This is a genomic window from Haladaptatus sp. CMAA 1909, from assembly GCF_043952005.1.
GTDB lineage: Archaea > Halobacteriota > Halobacteria > Halobacteriales > Haladaptataceae > Haladaptatus.
Genome location: NZ_JBIOAV010000002.1, coordinates 294,433 through 312,415, shown reverse-complemented (window position 1 = coordinate 312,415; position 17,983 = coordinate 294,433). Strand labels below are relative to the sequence as shown.

Annotated in this window: 17 protein-coding genes; 10 read left to right on the top strand and 7 right to left on the bottom strand. The window is 48.7% G+C overall.

Annotated features, from left to right (window positions below; translation table 11 throughout):
- Window positions 1-44: 44 nt before the first annotated feature.
- Entirely contained in the window at window positions 45-1,031 is a 987-nt protein-coding gene (locus ACGYLY_RS19645) for an NAD(P)-dependent alcohol dehydrogenase (RefSeq protein WP_395284834.1), read from the bottom strand.
- A 380-nt stretch (window positions 1,032-1,411) separates the two neighbouring features.
- Here ACGYLY_RS19645 and ACGYLY_RS19640 point away from each other — a divergent pair, with 380 nt between their 5' ends.
- From ACGYLY_RS19640 to ACGYLY_RS19625, 4 genes are all read left to right on the top strand, one after another.
- Window positions 1,412-1,663: a hypothetical protein gene (locus ACGYLY_RS19640; RefSeq protein WP_395284835.1), complete on the top strand. Its 252-nt coding sequence runs from the start codon at window positions 1,412-1,414 to the stop codon at window positions 1,661-1,663.
- Between the two features lie 425 nt (window positions 1,664-2,088).
- Entirely contained in the window at window positions 2,089-2,418 is a 330-nt protein-coding gene (locus ACGYLY_RS19635; protein ID WP_395284836.1) for a nucleotidyltransferase domain-containing protein, read from the top strand.
- Window positions 2,411-2,806, top strand: a complete 396-nt coding sequence (locus ACGYLY_RS19630) for a HEPN domain-containing protein (RefSeq protein ID WP_395284837.1) — start codon at window positions 2,411-2,413, stop codon at window positions 2,804-2,806. Before ACGYLY_RS19635 ends, ACGYLY_RS19630 begins: the two co-directional genes overlap by 8 nt.
- Window positions 2,807-3,726: 920 nt before the next feature.
- Window positions 3,727-4,380, top strand: a complete 654-nt coding sequence (locus tag ACGYLY_RS19625; RefSeq protein WP_395284838.1) for a hypothetical protein — start codon at window positions 3,727-3,729, stop codon at window positions 4,378-4,380.
- 123 nt (window positions 4,381-4,503) lie between these two features.
- On the opposite strand, the gene ACGYLY_RS19620 is transcribed toward ACGYLY_RS19625, so the two are convergent.
- The 3 genes from ACGYLY_RS19620 to ACGYLY_RS19610 form a co-directional block, all read right to left on the bottom strand.
- Entirely contained in the window at window positions 4,504-6,405 is a 1,902-nt protein-coding gene (locus tag ACGYLY_RS19620; protein ID WP_395284839.1) for an SLC13 family permease, read from the bottom strand.
- A 357-nt stretch (window positions 6,406-6,762) separates the two neighbouring features.
- Entirely contained in the window at window positions 6,763-8,577 is a 1,815-nt protein-coding gene (locus tag ACGYLY_RS19615; RefSeq protein ID WP_395284840.1) for a hypothetical protein, read from the bottom strand.
- Between the two features lie 226 nt (window positions 8,578-8,803).
- On the bottom strand, window positions 8,804-9,376 hold the full coding sequence (locus ACGYLY_RS19610) for a hypothetical protein (RefSeq protein WP_395284841.1): 573 nt from the start codon (window positions 9,374-9,376) through the stop codon (window positions 8,804-8,806).
- A gap of 478 nt (window positions 9,377-9,854) precedes the next feature.
- Here ACGYLY_RS19610 and ACGYLY_RS19605 point away from each other — a divergent pair, with 478 nt between their 5' ends.
- The 5 genes from ACGYLY_RS19605 (at window position 9,855) to ACGYLY_RS19585 (ending at window position 15,109) form a co-directional block, all read left to right on the top strand.
- Window positions 9,855-10,427 (top strand): metal-dependent hydrolase, encoded by a 573-nt coding sequence (locus tag ACGYLY_RS19605; protein ID WP_395291268.1) that lies wholly within the window; start codon window positions 9,855-9,857, stop codon window positions 10,425-10,427.
- A 196-nt stretch (window positions 10,428-10,623) separates the two neighbouring features.
- Window positions 10,624-10,761, top strand: a complete 138-nt coding sequence (locus ACGYLY_RS19600) for a hypothetical protein (protein ID WP_395284842.1) — start codon at window positions 10,624-10,626, stop codon at window positions 10,759-10,761.
- Window positions 10,762-11,024: 263 nt separating this feature from the next.
- The gene (locus tag ACGYLY_RS19595) at window positions 11,025-12,020 is read left to right on the top strand and encodes a PrsW family intramembrane metalloprotease (RefSeq protein WP_395284843.1); all 996 of its coding nucleotides are present in this window, start codon (window positions 11,025-11,027) and stop codon (window positions 12,018-12,020) included.
- A 224-nt stretch (window positions 12,021-12,244) separates the two neighbouring features.
- The gene (locus ACGYLY_RS19590; RefSeq protein ID WP_395284844.1) at window positions 12,245-13,615 is read left to right on the top strand and encodes a sodium:calcium antiporter; all 1,371 of its coding nucleotides are present in this window, start codon (window positions 12,245-12,247) and stop codon (window positions 13,613-13,615) included.
- 327 nt (window positions 13,616-13,942) lie between these two features.
- Window positions 13,943-15,109 (top strand): S1C family serine protease, encoded by a 1,167-nt coding sequence (locus tag ACGYLY_RS19585; RefSeq protein WP_395284845.1) that lies wholly within the window; start codon window positions 13,943-13,945, stop codon window positions 15,107-15,109.
- Between the two features lie 152 nt (window positions 15,110-15,261).
- Here the strand turns inward: ACGYLY_RS19585 and ACGYLY_RS19580 are convergent, their stop codons facing one another.
- The 3 genes from ACGYLY_RS19580 to ACGYLY_RS19570 form a co-directional block, all read right to left on the bottom strand.
- Complete coding sequence (locus ACGYLY_RS19580) at window positions 15,262-15,840, bottom strand: DUF4352 domain-containing protein (protein ID WP_395284846.1); 579 nt, start codon at window positions 15,838-15,840, stop codon at window positions 15,262-15,264.
- Window positions 15,841-16,081: 241 nt separating this feature from the next.
- Window positions 16,082-16,402, bottom strand: coding sequence for a hypothetical protein (locus ACGYLY_RS19575; protein ID WP_395284847.1), 321 nt, complete (start codon window positions 16,400-16,402; stop codon window positions 16,082-16,084).
- Window positions 16,399-16,836, bottom strand: a complete 438-nt coding sequence (locus tag ACGYLY_RS19570; protein WP_395291267.1) for an ArsR/SmtB family transcription factor — start codon at window positions 16,834-16,836, stop codon at window positions 16,399-16,401. The genes ACGYLY_RS19575 and ACGYLY_RS19570 overlap by 4 nt, the downstream gene beginning before the upstream one ends.
- Before the next feature lie 287 nt (window positions 16,837-17,123).
- On the opposite strand from ACGYLY_RS19570, the gene ACGYLY_RS19565 reads away from it, so the two are divergent.
- Window positions 17,124-17,966, top strand: coding sequence for a ubiquinol-cytochrome c reductase iron-sulfur subunit (locus tag ACGYLY_RS19565; RefSeq protein ID WP_395284849.1), 843 nt, complete (start codon window positions 17,124-17,126; stop codon window positions 17,964-17,966).
- Window positions 17,967-17,983: the final 17 nt, after the last annotated feature.

Here is a 17,983-nt window from a genome sequence, read left to right as displayed (position 1 = left end):
CAGTGCAAAGCGTAGATTGGAATGCCGAGGCACCGAAAGCCGGGTTACAACGCTTCCTCCTTCTCGACCGTGATGACAACGTTTCCTTTTTTGTGCCCTGTATCGACATACCTGTGAGCCTCGGCAATCTCGTTCAGTGGATACTGTCTGTCAATCACCGAGTGGAGTTCTCCTGCCTCGATGAGTTTCCTCAGGAACCGGAGGTGAGCGGCCTTTTCTTCAGATGATTTCAACCCGGTGGCACTGAAGACAGCCTTCTTACTGCCGAATAGTTTTGTCCATCCTATCTGCAATAGGATTACCGGTGACGGAATTGTCGTCATGTACACCCCGTCTCGGGTAAGCGAGTCTTTGCACCGCGAATACGAACTCTTGCCCACGGCATCGAATATGAGATCATATTTCTTGCCGAGTGTGGTGAAATCCGCTTGGGTATAGTCGATGATCGTATCGGCACCGAGCGATTTTACTAGGTCAATGTTTGTTGTACTGCAGACACCAGTGACCTCTGTCCCGAAGTACTTGGCAAGCTGAACAGCAAAGGTTCCGATCGATCCGGACGCGCCGTTGATGAGGATTGACTGACCACGCTGAATATCTGCTGTATCTCGAAGGAATCCCATCGCCGTGAGTGCTCCATCACAAATAGCGGCAGCTTCGCCATCGCTCATATTCGACGGTGTTACTGCTAGTGCGCCGTCTTCGGGGAGACAAATGTACTCAGCATGCGCGCCACCATCGGGAGCAGCGGTTCCAAACACCCGATCGCCTTCGGCAAATCGTGTGACGTCGCTACCCACTGCCTCAATTTCTCCGGCTAACACATCTCCCAGAATGGAATTCGGCTTCCTGAGGCCGCTAAAAAATCGCACGACAAACGGCTTGCCTTGGCGAAAGGCAGAATCCGACGGTCCAATCGTCGTTGCAATGATCCGGATCAGTACTTCGTTATTCTTGGGTGTCGGTTTTGAAAGCTCTGTAACGTGGAGAACATCTGGGGATCCGTATTTCGTGGCCACGACAGCTGTCATTCGCGTGTCGGTCTGAGCCGATCGTTCGGTGGTACTAGTAGTCATTTTGACCCTCTATACGACAGCGAACATCCTAAACTAGTAGTAGCATCACGGCACGTACATACCGTCTTTGCAGAGTATGCAGAAGTTGAAACTGCTGCTCTCGTTGCATATGGAGGTAGCGCTCACCACGTCGCTTCGATTCAGGGGACTACTGACATCACGAACTACTGGAAACATCGAATGCAGGTCGCCAGCTCTTCGAGACAGTCCAACGATCGGAACAGAACACAGAACTGCTCAACTTCCGTGAAAAGCGCGCCGAGAGTCAGCAGGTTGAAGACAAGTACCTCGATGTGCTTGAGCACGCGAAGAACGTCGCCAAGACGAATGATGCAATGGTTGCACGGTTAGGCTATCGGGAGGTCGCGACCCACTATGGCTGTGCGTACAAGAACGACGTCTATCGCGTCATGGAAGAGATGGCCGAACGTGTGCCCGGCGTAACCTACAAAGAGTCACGGACGCTGTATGTAGACGACGCGATGGGCGTCGGTGGACATCACATCGAGATCACGTTCGCGCATCCCGACGTAGCCGGATGGATGCGAGCCCACGAAGCCAACGCGGGAGAGAACGGAGGACGCTAATTATAGCGTTGTAATCACGGGGGTTCGCAGAACCCCCTCTCGAACTAAGCCACCACACGAGATTCACACCGCATTGCCGGTGAAACATGGTGGTAGTAGTCGGTTGGTTACGGTGGAGTGCGTCTATTTCTGCGTTATTTCTGCGAAATGGAGGGGGTCGCTCTCGCGATCCCCCTCTATTACAACGGTGTAATCCGCGACTCACATTAGGCGTCAGTCGCGCACGGGGTGAGTATATATCGACGTGTTCTGAGTTGAACCTCTACCCATTCGAAAACCCGAGTCGCAAGCGCAGAGAGTGACATCTGTTCATCCGCTTCTATCGGTCGCACCGACACGCTATCGGCGATTTGTTCCTCACAAATCATGGTTCCCGGCCGCAAAGAGGCGAACATTTAGCATGTCTCGCCCACGTAGCTAGATATATGACCGATGTAGATCCGTCACCGCATGAGCAAGCTGCAGAGGCGTTTGCAGCAGCTGCTCACGACGAGTTCGGCGATCGGATTGAGGATCTCATCGTCTTCGGCAGCACTGTCCGCGGAGAAACCCGTGGAATTGACTCCGATGTCGATATCTTCGTGATTGTTACTGACGAGTCAATTGTCGACGACCTCCGGGATCTCGCGTACGACGTGCAACTCGACTACTCCGTAGTTGTATCCGTCCACGTCCAAACGACAGTACGATTTGCCGAACGGAAGAATCATCCATTCATCAAGCGTGTACTCTCCGAAGGACGTTCGTATGCCTGAGGATGAGTACGTCGGCGAAGAACTCGAACAAGCCCAAACAGCTCTTGCCGACGCAAAAATTCTCCAGGAAGGACGCGGATCGGATACAGCCGTCGTAAATCGGCTGTACTATGCGTGTTTTCATGCGGCGCAAGCAGTCCTCTACGCAAAAGGCTTCGACCCCACCTCTCACCGTGGTGTTTCAACGCTCTTTGGCAAAGAGGTCGTCCTCGAAGGGAATGTTCCACGAGACGACGGGCGATTTCTGTCTGAACTATGGGACTACCGTGAGCAAGCCGACTACGGCTACGAACCACTTGATCTCGATTTGAGTGCACTTCGTGCTCGAACAGAAGCGTTCGTCGAGCGAATGGATGAGCTTGTTGATCAACTCCAAGAAGAAAATTAACGACCAATCGTAAGCTATCCCCATTCGACATTTCTGCCGCTCCTTAACCGAACGACGCCAAACTCGATTCGGTATACCGTCCTAATTCCTGCTCAATATCCGTTCCTCGCCATCCAAGCGGTGACAGCATACTCGTTGCCGCACAAACCGACACTCCTGATAAAACCTGACATCATACTCACTCGCAAACAGCAGTCGCTCTCGCGACTGCTTTGCATCGTCGTTAGTATTTAATACTAACCAACGGCATTTTGAGGAATATGATTCTGCGACCAGGGCAATCTCACGGTGTAGTCTCGGCTGCCCGCTATGACGATGAGATGCTTGCTTCCGTCATCAATCGCAAACCTGACCAACTTGCAGGGAAGGTATGGCGCGAACGCGATGATGCCGGTCGCTACTCACTCTGGTCGAATGAAAGTGATGAGATCAGTGCCTATCTGGATGCCTCAGAAGCTTGTAAATGGGCTCGTCAATGTGTTGGCCACCCCTCAAGAATCAAACGGGCGCCACGCTGCCCGCACCGTGAGTCGTTCGCAGATGGGAGACCGTCTCCAACAGGTCTATGAGACCGTACTTTCGGCATCTCGTGTCAGCTCGTCGGATGTCTATCAGACTTCTCCCCTACGATAAATCACCCAGACTGAACCTAATTATTTCACAATGTGGTAGAAAATAAAAATTTCGAAAGAGAGCTGTATCGCTGCGGCGAAATCGAGTAGTCACATGAAAAGATCATCGCTGGGTGAGGAATAGGACCCAATAAATCTTTGGTTCAACTGCAATCGCTAATACTGTGGCTGCCGATTAACGTTGAACGAGTCAGTATACTCAGGAGAGAATGATTTATCCGAACCAGAAGAGCGGTCTTCTGGATGCACTCTCGAATAAGTTTCTAACCAAGCGTGAGCCAGTAAACCATGACTGATAAGACAGCACACACACGGCGGACGTTCCTCGCGGGAGCGAGTAGTGTTGTCGGTGCGACCCTCGCATCGACGACAGTAGCAGCACAGGACGGAACCACGACCGACACAGCACAGAACAGAACGACGCGACAGATGGTCGCTCGACAGTCGAAACTGTTCGAGAACAACTACGCCGGACAGTTCGTCATCGTCGCCGACGTGAAGCGAAAACAGGCGAATCCCGACGTTATTTCGACGTGCGAGTTCCCGAACTGGAATGCGAACGAGACGTGGGTCTACAACGGCGTTTTCATCGACAACCTCGGTAAAGAGAGCACGTCACAGCAGTCGGTACGAACGGACCTCTACATGAACGGAAACAAAGAGCAGATCGAAATCGGACAGCCGTTCATCATCAACAACACCAAGACCTGTTCCGGTAACTACGTCGGCCTCGAAGCACAGTCGATACCGACGTACGCCGCAAACGGGCAGCCGATGGGTGCGACCGTGGCCGGAACGGACGAGGAGAATCCCGGGTCGGGAGGATCCAGTGATACGAATGATAGCAGCGAAAATACCGCCGGTCAACCCGGATTCGGCGTTCTCGCCGGTCTCGCAGGCATCACCGGGGTGGGACTCAAGCGCATGTTCGAAGAGGACTGATCGACTTGCCTTTGCCCAAATGCTGTGGTATCTGGCTCACACCACCCAAGCGACGATAGCCACTCACTGCCGCACAAATCAATAATTCCTGATCGAATCCAGCGTCATACTCGTCTAACTTCGTTAGACAGGTGCACTAACTCCCCAAAAGAACGCAATTCCAAGGATTGTCACAACAGAGAGTAGAAGCTGAAGCGGAGCTCCAACTCTCGTATAGTCTGTGAATTTGTATCCACCCGGGCCATAGACAAACAGGTTCGTTTGGTATCCAACAGGCGTAATGAATGCCGTTGACGCAGCAAAGGTGACTGCAAGAATAAATGCGAACGGATAGCCACCAATATCTCGAGCTGCTTCAACAGCAACGGGAATCATCAAGACCACACTCGCATTGTTGCTGATAATACTCGTGATAATCCCCGTTGCGATGTAGAACACCCAAAGGACACCGATCAGCGGCAGGAAATTCGCGGTTGCAGCGACAAGCGATCCAAGGAGGTTTGCCGCACCCGTCTGTTCCAAGGCAACGCCAAGAGGAATGACACCTGCAAGGAGAAAAATAACACTCCAGTCGACGCCTTCGTATATCTCACCAGGTTTGATTACATCAGCGACGATCATCAACACAACACCTGCAAGTGCTGTCTGAACGATATTGAATTCGAGACCAGCAAGCGCCTCGATACCAGTCACTGAAGCCAATAGCCCCCACGGCATTCCAACGAGACCGACAACACCAATGAGAATACCCACTGCCCATGGGATTTTCTCTGTCCGGTAATCAGGCGAGTCAGATTCGTGAGCGACAATGAATTCCGGGTTGCGACTGAGTCGGTCAATACTATCACTCGGCGCTTGGACAAGAAGTGTGTCACCGACTTGTAGTTCGATATTATTGAGCCGACTACGTATCGTCTTTCCACCGGATCGAAAGGCAAGGACACTTGCGTCATATCGCTCACGAAACGACGAGGTAGAAATCGTCTCACCGAGCAGTGACGATCCAGATTGGATAACGATCTCAACGAGCGTTTGTGTTCCGTTCTCCTCCGGTTCGAGTTCTGAGTCAGTTGGTTGTGTCCCAACGAGGTCGAGGCCTTCCTGTTCGCGGAGATTTTCAAGCGTCTTCCGATCTGTACGTACAGTGAGGATGTCATCAGGACGAATGCGCTTGCTCGCGATACCCTCGAAAAACTGTTCGCCGTCGCGAATCAGTTGGACGATGTCTGCATCAAATTGTGACTCATCGATCGCAGATTGGACGGTTTTCCCAACAATCGATGATTCTTCGCGAACAATGACCTCGAACACGTAGCCCTGCAGATCATACTCCTCAATGTAATCCTCCCGTGCTGGAACACGTTCAGGAATGAGTCTGTGACCGATAGTCAGCAAGTATATAGTGCCAGTAACAAGCACAATGACGCCGAGTCCGGTGAACGTAAACATCGAAAACGGTTGGCCGATCAGTCGGTCAGAAACGCTCGAGGCGAGTAAGTTCGTCGAGGTTCCAATAAGTGTGAGCATCCCACCAAACATCGAGGCATACGAAAGTGGGATGAGAAGTTTCGAGGGAGACGTGTTTCCCTCATGAGCAAGATCAGAAATAACTGGCACGAGAATGGCAACTACTGGGGTGTTATTGATGAACCCAGAGACGGGGCCAGTAACACTGATCGTCGCGATAAGTTGCTTTGTCGGGTTGTTACCCGCAAACGCAGCCATCTTTCGACCAATGATTTGAACTAGTCCCGTTCTACTGATCCCTGTAGAGAGGATGAGCATCGCGAGGACAGCAACGGTCGCTGTATTCGAAAATCCTGAAAGCCCTTCTGAAACAGAGACTTTGGTCCATGGTTCAAGAAACATAAGAAGGACCATTATCAGAATTGCAGTGACATCAATTGGCAGTAACTCTGTCACAAAGAGAACAAGCGCGAGGAAGACGATTCCGAATACAACTACCATGCTAATTGTAATTGGTGGAATCCCTCCCGCTTGCGCTAAAGCCATAGTAAATACCATACGGGTTAGATACACTCAACCATCTTAATACCTTTGTAAATCCATCCCATAAGTTATGAAGATTATTGAGGAAGACAGTACTCAAGATTATGGAATTTGATTCTCAACCAGAGCGCAGTGAGCAAGCCAAAACATCTACAACTATGACATCTCATAGATGCACTTTGATTCACAGCGCGGACCATCGGCACAATTCCAACTAAATGTGCGTTCTTGATGTTTATTATAAGTCAAAAAGGACATTCAGGGTAAGTTTTTCCAACCTGCCCTCCGAACTATCTTAGTCCCCATCTGTGAGAGAATAAATAGCATATCGATAGCCAATCAAGGAACAAAAACAGCTTTGTGGCACAAATGCTATTCTGATGTGCGAAGATAATATAATTGGAATCCATCACTAGACTGCACCCGAGCGATCCCCGGACGGCTCTCTAATGACCGGAACCCTCGTTGAGGGAACCGAAGTCCATTATATACACGAATTTCACGCTGTCGACCAGTAGCGGTAATTGGCAAGTAGTGACTTGAGTTATAATAGTTCACTAAGTATGACCCAGTAAAGTTCTTCCCAGTTGCAGGCGTATCAGCATAGAGGCTGTCACCGAGGAACTCTCGAGGATTTCTTTCCCGAACTCCATATAATGCATCAGCGTACCGCGTTCCGGGCGCACGTAACCCGATGAATGACGAGTTTCCCCTGTTAGCAAATGCGGTTTCATAGCCAGTTACTTCTCCCTCGGTTACATGCTCCGATGGCTGGAAAACATACGGTGAATGAAACAGAGTCGCTCCAGAAAGAACCAGTAGTGCGATGAAAAATACTGTGAGAGGGGATTTCACCAACTCCGTCCGTTTTACACGGTGATTAAGATAGTCAGTAAAGTGTGTCAATCCAATCGCACCGAAGATTGTAGTAATCACCATAATAAACCCAAGTTGGCGAAAATGGAATTTTCCGGTGCTTGTGATGAGATAGGCTCCAAAAAGTGTAAACAAGGGGATATAGGCGACGAAGAAATAGTTGCTAAACCGATTAACTCGCGATGTGGAAAGACGGTTGCTCACACCGGCAAGCAACGTTAGGGCGGTTATCACGCAGAAAATAAAACTGATTAAGAACAATTTGAGAAACATTGACTCAAGACTTCCACCGATCTGTGTAAGACCACCAGCATGTTGGGTGATATCTTTTGCAGCAGTATTCGATCGAAAGAGAAGCTGACGGACAAGATATCTCGCTGAGCCACTGGCACGCTGATGCGTTGGCATCCATATCAGGAACAAAACACCAAGAAACACAGTCTGGCCGAACAATGACCGATGCCGTCCAGCGATAGCGTGATTGGAACGGAAAAAAGAATAGAGCCACTGAATGCCGACAATAGAGCCATACACGATTAATACGTTAGCCGTCTGTTGGGGGTGCACGAGTAGAATTGCAATAGAGGAGAGCGCAAGTAATACTCCAAATGGAGTTTTAACGAAGGGAATTTTGCTTTTCTCGTTACCGGTGAGATACCGGACGACAAGGAAGAGAACAAGAGGAAAGAAGAGTACTGCTTGTGATGCGGGGTGTGGCTGCACAAAAAGGCTGATTCCATTGATTGGTAACAATAGGCACGCAGCTAGCGCTCCGAACACTATTGAGTATTTATGAGAGTCGAGCGCTCGTGTACAGAGTGGAAGAAATAGAAGATAAAGAAGAACAAATGAGACAACGGTTAACAACAAGGCTCTATTGAGAGGAACACCGGTAGCAGTACTGATGATGACAGAGATTGTATGAATCCCTGGATAGAGTAACTCGGTAGGGTCCATAGACCCAGCGCTGATTTCACGTGCCCATCCGAGATGGGTCAATGCATCTCCATGGCCAAAAAAGTAATATCCTCGAATAATTGGAAGGCTTACAACCGTCAGAATACAGGTTCCAGAGAGGACTAGTGCAAGGGGCCGTAGAGATCCAATCGTCCGGAACGCTAGGATAACAGCAATGAAAATCGCAATACTAACACCAATCCAAAACGCTACTGGAGTAGCCTGATAGATCGAGAGTTCGTATGACTTCGCCGGGTTCCTATGTGCTATAAGCGCCGATATTGTAAGCGATAGAAATCCAATAAGGAGTGCTACTTTTTCTGTGCGTTGATTTGAGATATAGCTTGGTGCCATTAAGATCGCTACAGAACAGTCAGTAGTTCAGTAGTTTGTTATACACCGATTACGGCACTTTTACGACTTTGTTTCCCTGGAGGAGATACTCTCTCATCCATTCTCCTCTGGGCGTTATTGAAGAACCTATCTCTTCAATAGTAGCTAATAAGTTAACGTTATCTGGACAGTGTCACAGCAATTTGGCTGAATAAAAGGAATTTTGATGACTTTCCCACAGGGTAAGTTATGATGAGGAGCTATTTCCGCCGTCGGTTTTGTTATTACCCTCCGTTGTGTTGCCAGCAGATTGGTTGCCAGAAGAATTGGCTACTGTTTGCTCGGCTTGTGCAGTTGCCCAGATGTCATACGCAACGACCTCATTGAAAAAGATGTCTGGATTAGTGTCTTCGAAGATAATTTCACCACGCCAGGTTTCGTTCGGGGCGAGGTCGTCAATGGATTCAATCTCGGCAAGAGTCGTCTCGAAGTCATCAATGATCTCGTCATTCTGATCTTTTAGTCGGGCGTGAGCAGTCACATTACTCAGTGGTGCCCCGTACTTGTTTTTTACAGTGAAAAAGACACCGAAATTGTCAGAGGTTCTAAGAAGCGAAGACTGAGTGATCATCACCTCTTGGCCCATCTTCTCTTCCAGAATATTCGAGTCGATATCGAACCATCCGGGATTTTCGGTATTAACTGGTTCATCGCCCTTGTCCTGTTCATTCGAGTTGCCAGTTATTCCGCCAGTGCATCCAGCAAGTGAGATACCTGCTGCGACTGCGCCTGTCGTTTGTAGGAGTTTTCGTCGGTTCATGCTGCACCAAAGCACAAGATCCGAATCGGGATTAACCATCAAGTGTGGTTTTATCTGTTGTAGTCATGCACAAGACTTAACGAGTTCAAGGTTGCCGGATCGGGGTTCGTGACCAGCTTTCGAAGACGATAGAATGATTGGCTCCTATACGGTCTCTATGATTGATGGTCAGTGAACCTGCAGCTGATGTTTATGACGGTCACTATATTATTCATTGATGATTCCTTATGACAGGCATGGTCGTCATTAATATGGACCATCCCCGAAGTACTCATTCTGCTCACCCATAGAATGAAAAAGGTCTTAGAGGTTGGAAGGATATTCAGCCAGATAAGGCAGGTCGGATGAATAGCATGGGCTTTTAGGGCTTGAATTGCTACTCGCTCGTGATGAGCCCTCCAAATAATACCAATTCCGTAGTCGCTTTCAGCACCGATCGATTACAGGATTCCTGTGGGCTTCAGATGGTGACCAACCCATGATGCCGTGGGGGCATGCCGCGTTTGGATACGTCTTGTATTCGCTTGGGCACCGACTTGTGACACGCAAGCCACCAGCAGGGCTTGGAATAGTCCTCGCAGTATTGTTTGGCACTCAATTACCGGATCTTGTGGATAAAACATTGTCGTGGGGACTGCACCTTTTTCCGCAGGGATATTCAGTCGCCCATTCAATCTTGGTTGCAATACCGATTGGACTTCTTGTTCTCGGAGTAGCGGCTATTAAAAGCCGATTCAAGCTAGGCGTTGCGTTCACTGTTGGCTACTGGTCACATCTTCTCGGGGATGCGATCTTGGCCGTTCCAAAGTCTGGCGTCACACCAAGCGATCGACTACTCTGGCCGATCGTCACTCTTCCACCATACGGGTATGAAACATCACTGTTCGGGCGAGTTAATCGGGTCTTTACTGAGTTCTTCGATGAGATGCTCACTCCAGAACATTTTATTTTTCTTGCGATTTACTCGATTCCCTACCTTCTGGCATTCCTGCTCTGGATAGTCGATGGGGCACCGGGCATTCCACGTGTCCGCCAAACAGAGAATAGCTAGATAGTAGCCAAGAATGGGAGTTCCCATTTCACTCAAAAGACTGTGTTGGGTTGGTATTTTTGCGGTCATGCCGTCTGACTTACTACGATCACACGCATAGCGCTAGATATGACCACTCGACGTCAACTGCTTAGTGCAACCGGACTGCTCATTGGCAGCCTCTCTGGCTGTGCGCGATTTGGCGGAGGCAGTGAAGATGGAGAAGGAGGCGAAAATGGTGAAGGAGGACAAGGAGAGGAAAATAGTGGAGATGGAGGCGGAGAAGAAAACGGCGAAGGAGGTGAGAACGGTGAGGACGGATAGAACTTCACAGATCGGAGACGAAGACGGTTAGCGAGACACCAGTAAAACACTCGAAATAGCGACTAATTTCTTCGGAATCAAGATCAAGAAAGGGACAATATGGCGGTAATTATACCGTGAGCTCCACATCGATCGCGAGGAGAGTACTAGAAAGTCCCACAGCCACTTGTTTGATCTCGATACTGACGAAATGTGTGGCATTTATGTATTTTATACGCCAAAAAGATCGTTGTTCTAAATGTTATATTCTCTACCCGAACTATTTTATCCCCTATCTATGAGAGAATAGATAGTATGAAGAAGAAGAGTGATCCAGTAAGTCGAAAGACAGATGACTCAGTCGATCTCTACGGTATCTCGACGTGGGAGCAACGATCGCGCTTAGACTGGGTTGCTACGAAGCTGTATGGAGCAATTGTCACAACTGGGCGAGCAGTTGTAATCCTACTCGCTTTGGCTATTCTCCTTGTACAGGTTGCGTTAGGTGGGTTAGCTGCGTTAACGAATCCATGGATTGGACTGTTCGCTATCCTCTCAATCGTCCCCGCATTCGCTTTTGCGGTCTATCTCTGGTACGCAGACGTAACAATGGCAGAGCCACTTCCGATTCTTGTTGGTACATTCCTCCTCGGCTTGCTGTTCGCTGGATTTGCAGCGATATTCAACTCCTATTCGGAACCAATCTTCAGCCAGATCCCAGTCATCGGAATGGTAATTTTCTTCTATCTCATCGTTGCTCCCGTTGAAGAGACGGTAAAGTGGTTGGCTGTTCGACTATTTGCCTACAGAAGCGACAAATTCGACGCCGTAATCGACGGAGCAGTATACGGTGCGATGGCTGGGCTTGGGTTTGCGACTATCGAGAACGCCATCTACATTAGCCAAGAAGTTCTCAAGTCTTCAAGTCCCGATATCTTGTTACAAGCTGGGGAAACTGCAGTTGTTCGGCTGTTCGCTGGACCAGGCCATGTCATTTATTCTGCGTTCGCAGGGTACTATCTCGGACTGGCGAAGTTCAACCGTGAAAATGCAGGGCCAATCATCGTGAAGGGACTACTCATTGCGGCGTTCATCCATGCTACATACAATACACTCGTCGGCTTCGTGCCAGGACTAATTTCCACTGTCGTTCCTGCTGTCCCACACATGATGGCGTACATTGGGTTCGTAATCGTGTACGATGGTTTTTTCGGCTATTTGCTCTATCGGAAGCTCAACCGGTACCGAGGATTGTACAAAAAGACAAACCAGCGAACGACAGCCTTGTCAGATGGAGATGGGTATAACTGAGACGAAGAAACAGAACACTCGACTAAAACGAACGATTTCGATACAGGGTGATGTCTCTCAGGAAGCGGAATAGCAGGATCAATTTGTACCTGTTTTTGCTAGCGACCTCCCCGAAGAACGTCGTCGAGACGTACATAGGTAAAACGAGGTTCTGTATCGCACGTTGTACACGAACCTAAATGATGCCACAAAAGGTAGATGAGTTCGCTTTAATTATCAGACTAATGCGTAACTACCTGAGTCATCCGCTTGCTGCCGTCGCTGCCGCGTTGCTCCTGACAATGCCCTTCGTCGGGTTATTCGTACTGAACGGCTTTCACCTCGATCCAGCATCCACCCCGGAGAATCCACATACAAATATTACTCCCGCATTAGCAGTTCTCGTTGGTGGTCTTGCCATTCTCGGTGCTGCATTTCTGCTTGCCTGGGCCGCTGAAACCGCTGAAAAAGACGTTCCAACCGCGTTCGCGATTGCCGTGTTAGCAGTGCTTGCCGTCGCACCTGAATACGCTGTCGACGCCCTGTATGCCTGGCAAGCGGGGGCCAACCCCGGCCCGAGCGAAGCAGCTAACCTTGCAATCGCAAACATGACCGGAGCGAACCGAATCCTCATTGGTATTGGGTGGTCAGGTATTGCTTTGTTTACGATCTATCGGGCAAAGCGATCTGGCGACTCAGCGGTCGATCAACGTGCTGGGTTGCTTAAAGACGCAGTCAAAATCGATCGTGACATCTCCCTCGAAATCACGTTCCTACTCGCGGCGACAGCGTACGCATTTTTCGTCCCGTTTGGTGGTGGTATTGGTATTGTTGATACTCTATTCCTCGTGGGTCTCTATATCCTCTACATCGGCATCGTCATTCGTGGTGATGTCGAAGAAAACGAAGCGCACGTTGGTGTTCCAGCATACTTCCAAAAGTATCCTAAGGGTCGACGTATTGCTGTCGTCCTCTTTTTGTTCGCGTACTCCGGACTAATTATCTTCGAAGCGGTGCATCCATTTGCATCGGGTCTTGAGGAACTCGGAACGTCTCTCGGGGTTCCACCTTTCTTCATGATACAATGGCTCGCTCCGCTCGCAAGCGAGAGCCCCGAACTCATCGTTGTCGCCTATCTCGTGAACAAAGCCCGATCAACTGCTGGATTCAATGCGTTGATCTCCTCGAAGCTCAATCAATGGACGCTCCTTATCGGCACGCTTGCAGTCGTGTATTCCATTGCTGCTGGCCACATTGGCACGCTTGTCTTCGATCAGAAACAGGCCGCCGAGATTTGGATCACTGCCGCACAAAGTCTTTTCGCACTCGCTATCCTGGCGAACTTCGAGATTAGTACTCGTGAGGCAGTAGCATTGCTCTTGCTGTTCGTTTCGCAGGTCGTTGCGGAATTCTACGTGATTCAAACCACCACGGAGCCCGCAACTGCAAACCTTAGTATTCTCATTCTATACGTCTATACTGTGATCTACATCGTGGCAGGAGTCGGGTTGTTCATCAAACGTCACGACAGCGTGCGAGAGCTTATCGACCGCACTACTTTGAACATCCGTAACGCAATGGGTACAGGACCAAAGAACCCGGAAAGTTCCGACTAAGATAGGCTTAAGTTTGACATAAATCGCTAATATTACTGTTCACGCATGAGTTACGATTTATTTGGACACTTGGGTTAACTCTATGGTTGAACACTGAGTTAAACAATAGACATCTATTCGGTAGAAGTCTTGGCATCATCTCCACTTCAGGGACCAAATAGACCGATGTGGTGGAATATCAACCTCCCGCATACGGCAAAGAGATCTTCAGAAATAGAATGACAGCATACATCTCGCGTATTCAGCTTGTTTAAATGTTTTCTTCAACTGCATCCGATTTACCTGCTCTCTGCAATATAATTGGCTGGAAAAGAACAATTGAGATACATGGGACGGAAACAGCTAAACCGACGACAGTACCTCCAGTTATTCGGAACAGCCCTTACAGCAGGAGCTGCAGGCTGTGCATCCTTCGGTTCCCAAAATACTTCCACTACTCCCGAATCAACCACTGAAACGGCAGGAAAGGGAACGAAGAAAGCAACAAATCGATCGCAAACCGGAAGAAATGGAAATTCAAGCATTTATACGCAGGTTTATCGGGAAACAATAGGATCAGTCGTTTTGCTTCGGGTCTCAGCTGGACAAAAGAAGGGATTAGGCTCCGGATTCGTCTTTGACGATACGCACATCATCACGAACTATCACGTCGTCAAGGATGTAGAAACGGTAGACGTGCAATTCACACAAGGAGGATCGCGGGTTGGAACCGTCGTTGGGAAGGACCCGTACAGTGATCTCGCGGTCGTATCTGTTCCCAACCGACCGAAGTATGCCGAAAAACTCCCCTTCTTGAACCATGAACCTGCAGTTGGGCGAAAAGTAGCTGCCATCGGGAGTCCCTACGGCCTTGAAGGATCGCTCTCCGAAGGAATCGTCAGTGGAGTCAACCGATTTATTCCTAGCCCAGGGAGTCCACTTACGATACCCAACGCAATCCAGACAGATGCGGCTGTTAATCCTGGGAATAGTGGTGGCCCATTGATGACCCTCGATAAAAAAGTGGTCGGTGTTATCAATTCAGGTGGTGGTGATAATGTAGCGTTCGCGATTCCAGCCAATTTGGTTAATCGGGTCGTTCCTGGGCTTATCAAGAACGGTGAATATCACCATCCATACCTAGGCGCACAGCTCGTTGACGTAACCGGTGCAGTGGCGACCGCATATGATCTTTCCTCGCCACGTGGTGTATTGGTCACTAGTGTTCAAACCAATGGTCCCGCAGCTAGCGCCCTTGACGGAAATACCGGACAAACCACTGTAAACGGTATTTCTGTCCCGACAGGTGGAGATATCATTCTTCGTATCGACGGGAAGAAGATGTCCTCACCACAAGATGTGCTACAGTATCTAATACTCAAGAAAAGTCCCGGAGAGACGATTACAGTTTCTTTCTTGGAGGACGGGGAGAAGAAGACGAAAAAACTCACACTTGGTAGTCACCCATCGAACAATAGCGTCGAACAACGGCGGAAGCCCAGTGTGCAAATATAGGATGGCTGCATCTCGAACGTGATCTCGTATGTTCCGTATCCAGGGTGAAACGGCCGGTATTTATGCTCTGATTTGACGAGCAACTAAGAGACAGAATCGTAACGTAGCGGCGTTACAATTGGCTATCTAACCTTTCAAAAGGAAAAGGTTCACTACGTTTGCCACCGAATAGTGATTGGGTGTTTCAACCCTTCGTACGTCCACAGAACAGTGAGACCCGATTTTGAAACGGACTCTGGAATCTCGAAACGGAGTTCACCGTCACGAATCGCGCCAGGATCGCTTTCGCCTCCTCTGTACCGATACTGTGTGTATTCACTTCCAGTATAACTAGTCGCTGAGTACCTCTTCCCGTTCGCCTTGAGGGTCATCGTTATCGCCCTTGGTAACTGCTGTTTCTCATCACCCTTGTTTCGACTCTCAATTGAGACGATAGCAAACTGTTTCTTTGGTGCTGGTTCTACCGAGGTTCCTTGTCGGACGATTTGGTTTTTGAGTTCGACACCGGTTACCGCGAACTGAACACCATTTCGAAGTTTTGCTGTCGCACCCATCTGAAGCGTACGGACTTTGTTCGTTGTCGAAGATTTGCTCTCGGTTGTTTTTGTATTGGTAGACTCTACTCCGGCGTTTTCCTCATTTGAACCACTTGATGAATTACCAAGGCAACCGGATAGCGAGAGACCTGCTGTAACGACACCGGTCTTTCGTATGATTGTTCGTCGGTTCATCTTCTCTCACTAGAGTACCCGGATCAGGAATAGTATGCAAGCAGAGCCTTATCCGCTGTAGCTGACCCAAACATTTAATAGATGAAAGAAGATTCAGAACTCCATTCCAATCAAGCGTAGGAGAGTAACTATAGCAAAAAGCGAACGTAACAAATCAGTGGCACATTAGAGAACAAGCCAAACAGTATCATCATATGATGTATTTCTGCGCATAAAGGGAGAATACTACAACGAGAAAAGATCAGTTCTTGCTGATTGAGTAAAGTAAAATGACGAAGCCAGCAATGAGAATGAGACCTTCGACGAGCTGGAGACGAATGACTTCCACTTCGGTCAAAAAGAAGCTCCCTTTGATGCCGACTTCATAGAAGAGTTCGACAATTAATCCGAATGTGATCAGAAGGAAGCCAAAGATAGCTCCGAACAGAGAGGACGTCCCCTCACGCCGATAGGCGAGATAACTAATGACAGTGAACCCTCCCGCGAATCCAACCAGCAAGATACGAACAACTGTCAAGGTCCAAATCTCGGACGTACTGGAGAGAGGAACGAAACAATTCATGATCTCAATTCCACCCTCGAGAAGTTCAGGTCATTCCAAAATTCGCTGAATTTGTCGATGAAATCTTTTTGGATGTGGATATCTGCGCTGACGAGTCCATCCGCGAACGTAAGGCAGACACGCTCAAGAGTAGTTTCGTACGCTTTTCGGTGATTACCGGATTGTTCAATTCGAAGTGATTCGTCTAAGAATCCGTGTTCTTGTAATTCATTTACATGACGATAGATTGTCGGTACTGAAACATCACACTCTTCAGCGAGTTCTTCAGCGGTGCATTCTCGTTCAGTTGCAGTTGCAAGAATACGACGAGCAACCTCTGGTGAGACGAGATCGATAATCTCACTCGGTTCAACTGGAGTTTCTGTGTCGCGGGTTTCTCTCATTTGGATCGTTGGAATGCTCGGAGCAGATATCGTTGACTTGCTCGCAATCATTTGGCGTGAATAGTCCCTGGGATTAATGCACATTTATAACAAATACTCCCAATAACAAGAGAATTACTGAAAGACAGACGTATAGGTATGGCGAAATCGACTAGTCGCGTGGAAAGGTCGTTTTTAGGAGATAATATAACCCAATAAAGCTTTGGCTCAACTACAGTCGGTGAAACTGTGATTACCGATTAATCTCGAGAGAGACCCTATACTCGAGGGAGGATGATTTATCCGAATCACAAGAGTGATCTTCTGAATGAGTTTCTGACAACCGATGAGCTGAAACAATGAGTGATAAGTATCCAGAAAGCAGTAGAAGAAGGCGATTTGTAAAGGGTGTCGTTGGGAGTGCGGCACTGACATCAGTCGGAACAGCTGGTGCTGCTATGCTCAAATCATCAACGTCGCCGTCAGGTGAAGGAGGGGGAAGTACAGAGTACATGGCGATGAAAAATATCGATGGTCCCGCTCCTCGGGGGATGCCACAGATTCCCATCGAAATAGACGATGAAGGATTTGTAAAAGGTGTTTTTCCGGAACCAGAGGAGAAGAAAGTTCAAGGACGTACGATCACCGTCGCCGAGAAACAAATCGGGGGAATCACTTATTCGAGCGAATGGTTCCAGTACTGTGGCGTTCAGACATATGCAGGGGTTGATCCGAAAGCGGACCAAGATGACTACTTTCGATATAAGGAAGGAGCCAAATACGAATGGCAAAGCCAGGAGGTAAGTGCAGGCAATAAGGTTCATATCGACGATTTTAGTGACTACAAAACATGGGGGAACGATATCGGGAAAGCCGGTGTCGGCAAGCCTGCTCTGGTTACTTGGCGTTCACAAGATGTCCCGTCAAGCGAGACGATGACCGCACAGATCATCCGCAGTACACACGTTGAAGAACAGGCTCACAACAACAACTGGTTACAGGAGAGTACACAAAATGGGTTCATCGCTAATCTCAACAAATGTACTCATTTTTGCTGTATACCTTCATTCAAGGGAATCGCAGGGGCGAAGAAGTTCGGAGCGTCAAATTTAATCTATTGTCCGTGCCATCAGTCGATTTATGATCCATTCCAAATTGTCAAAAAGTCGTTCGTGGCACTTCCCCGACCTGAAGAGGAGTAACATCACTTTTACGCGAA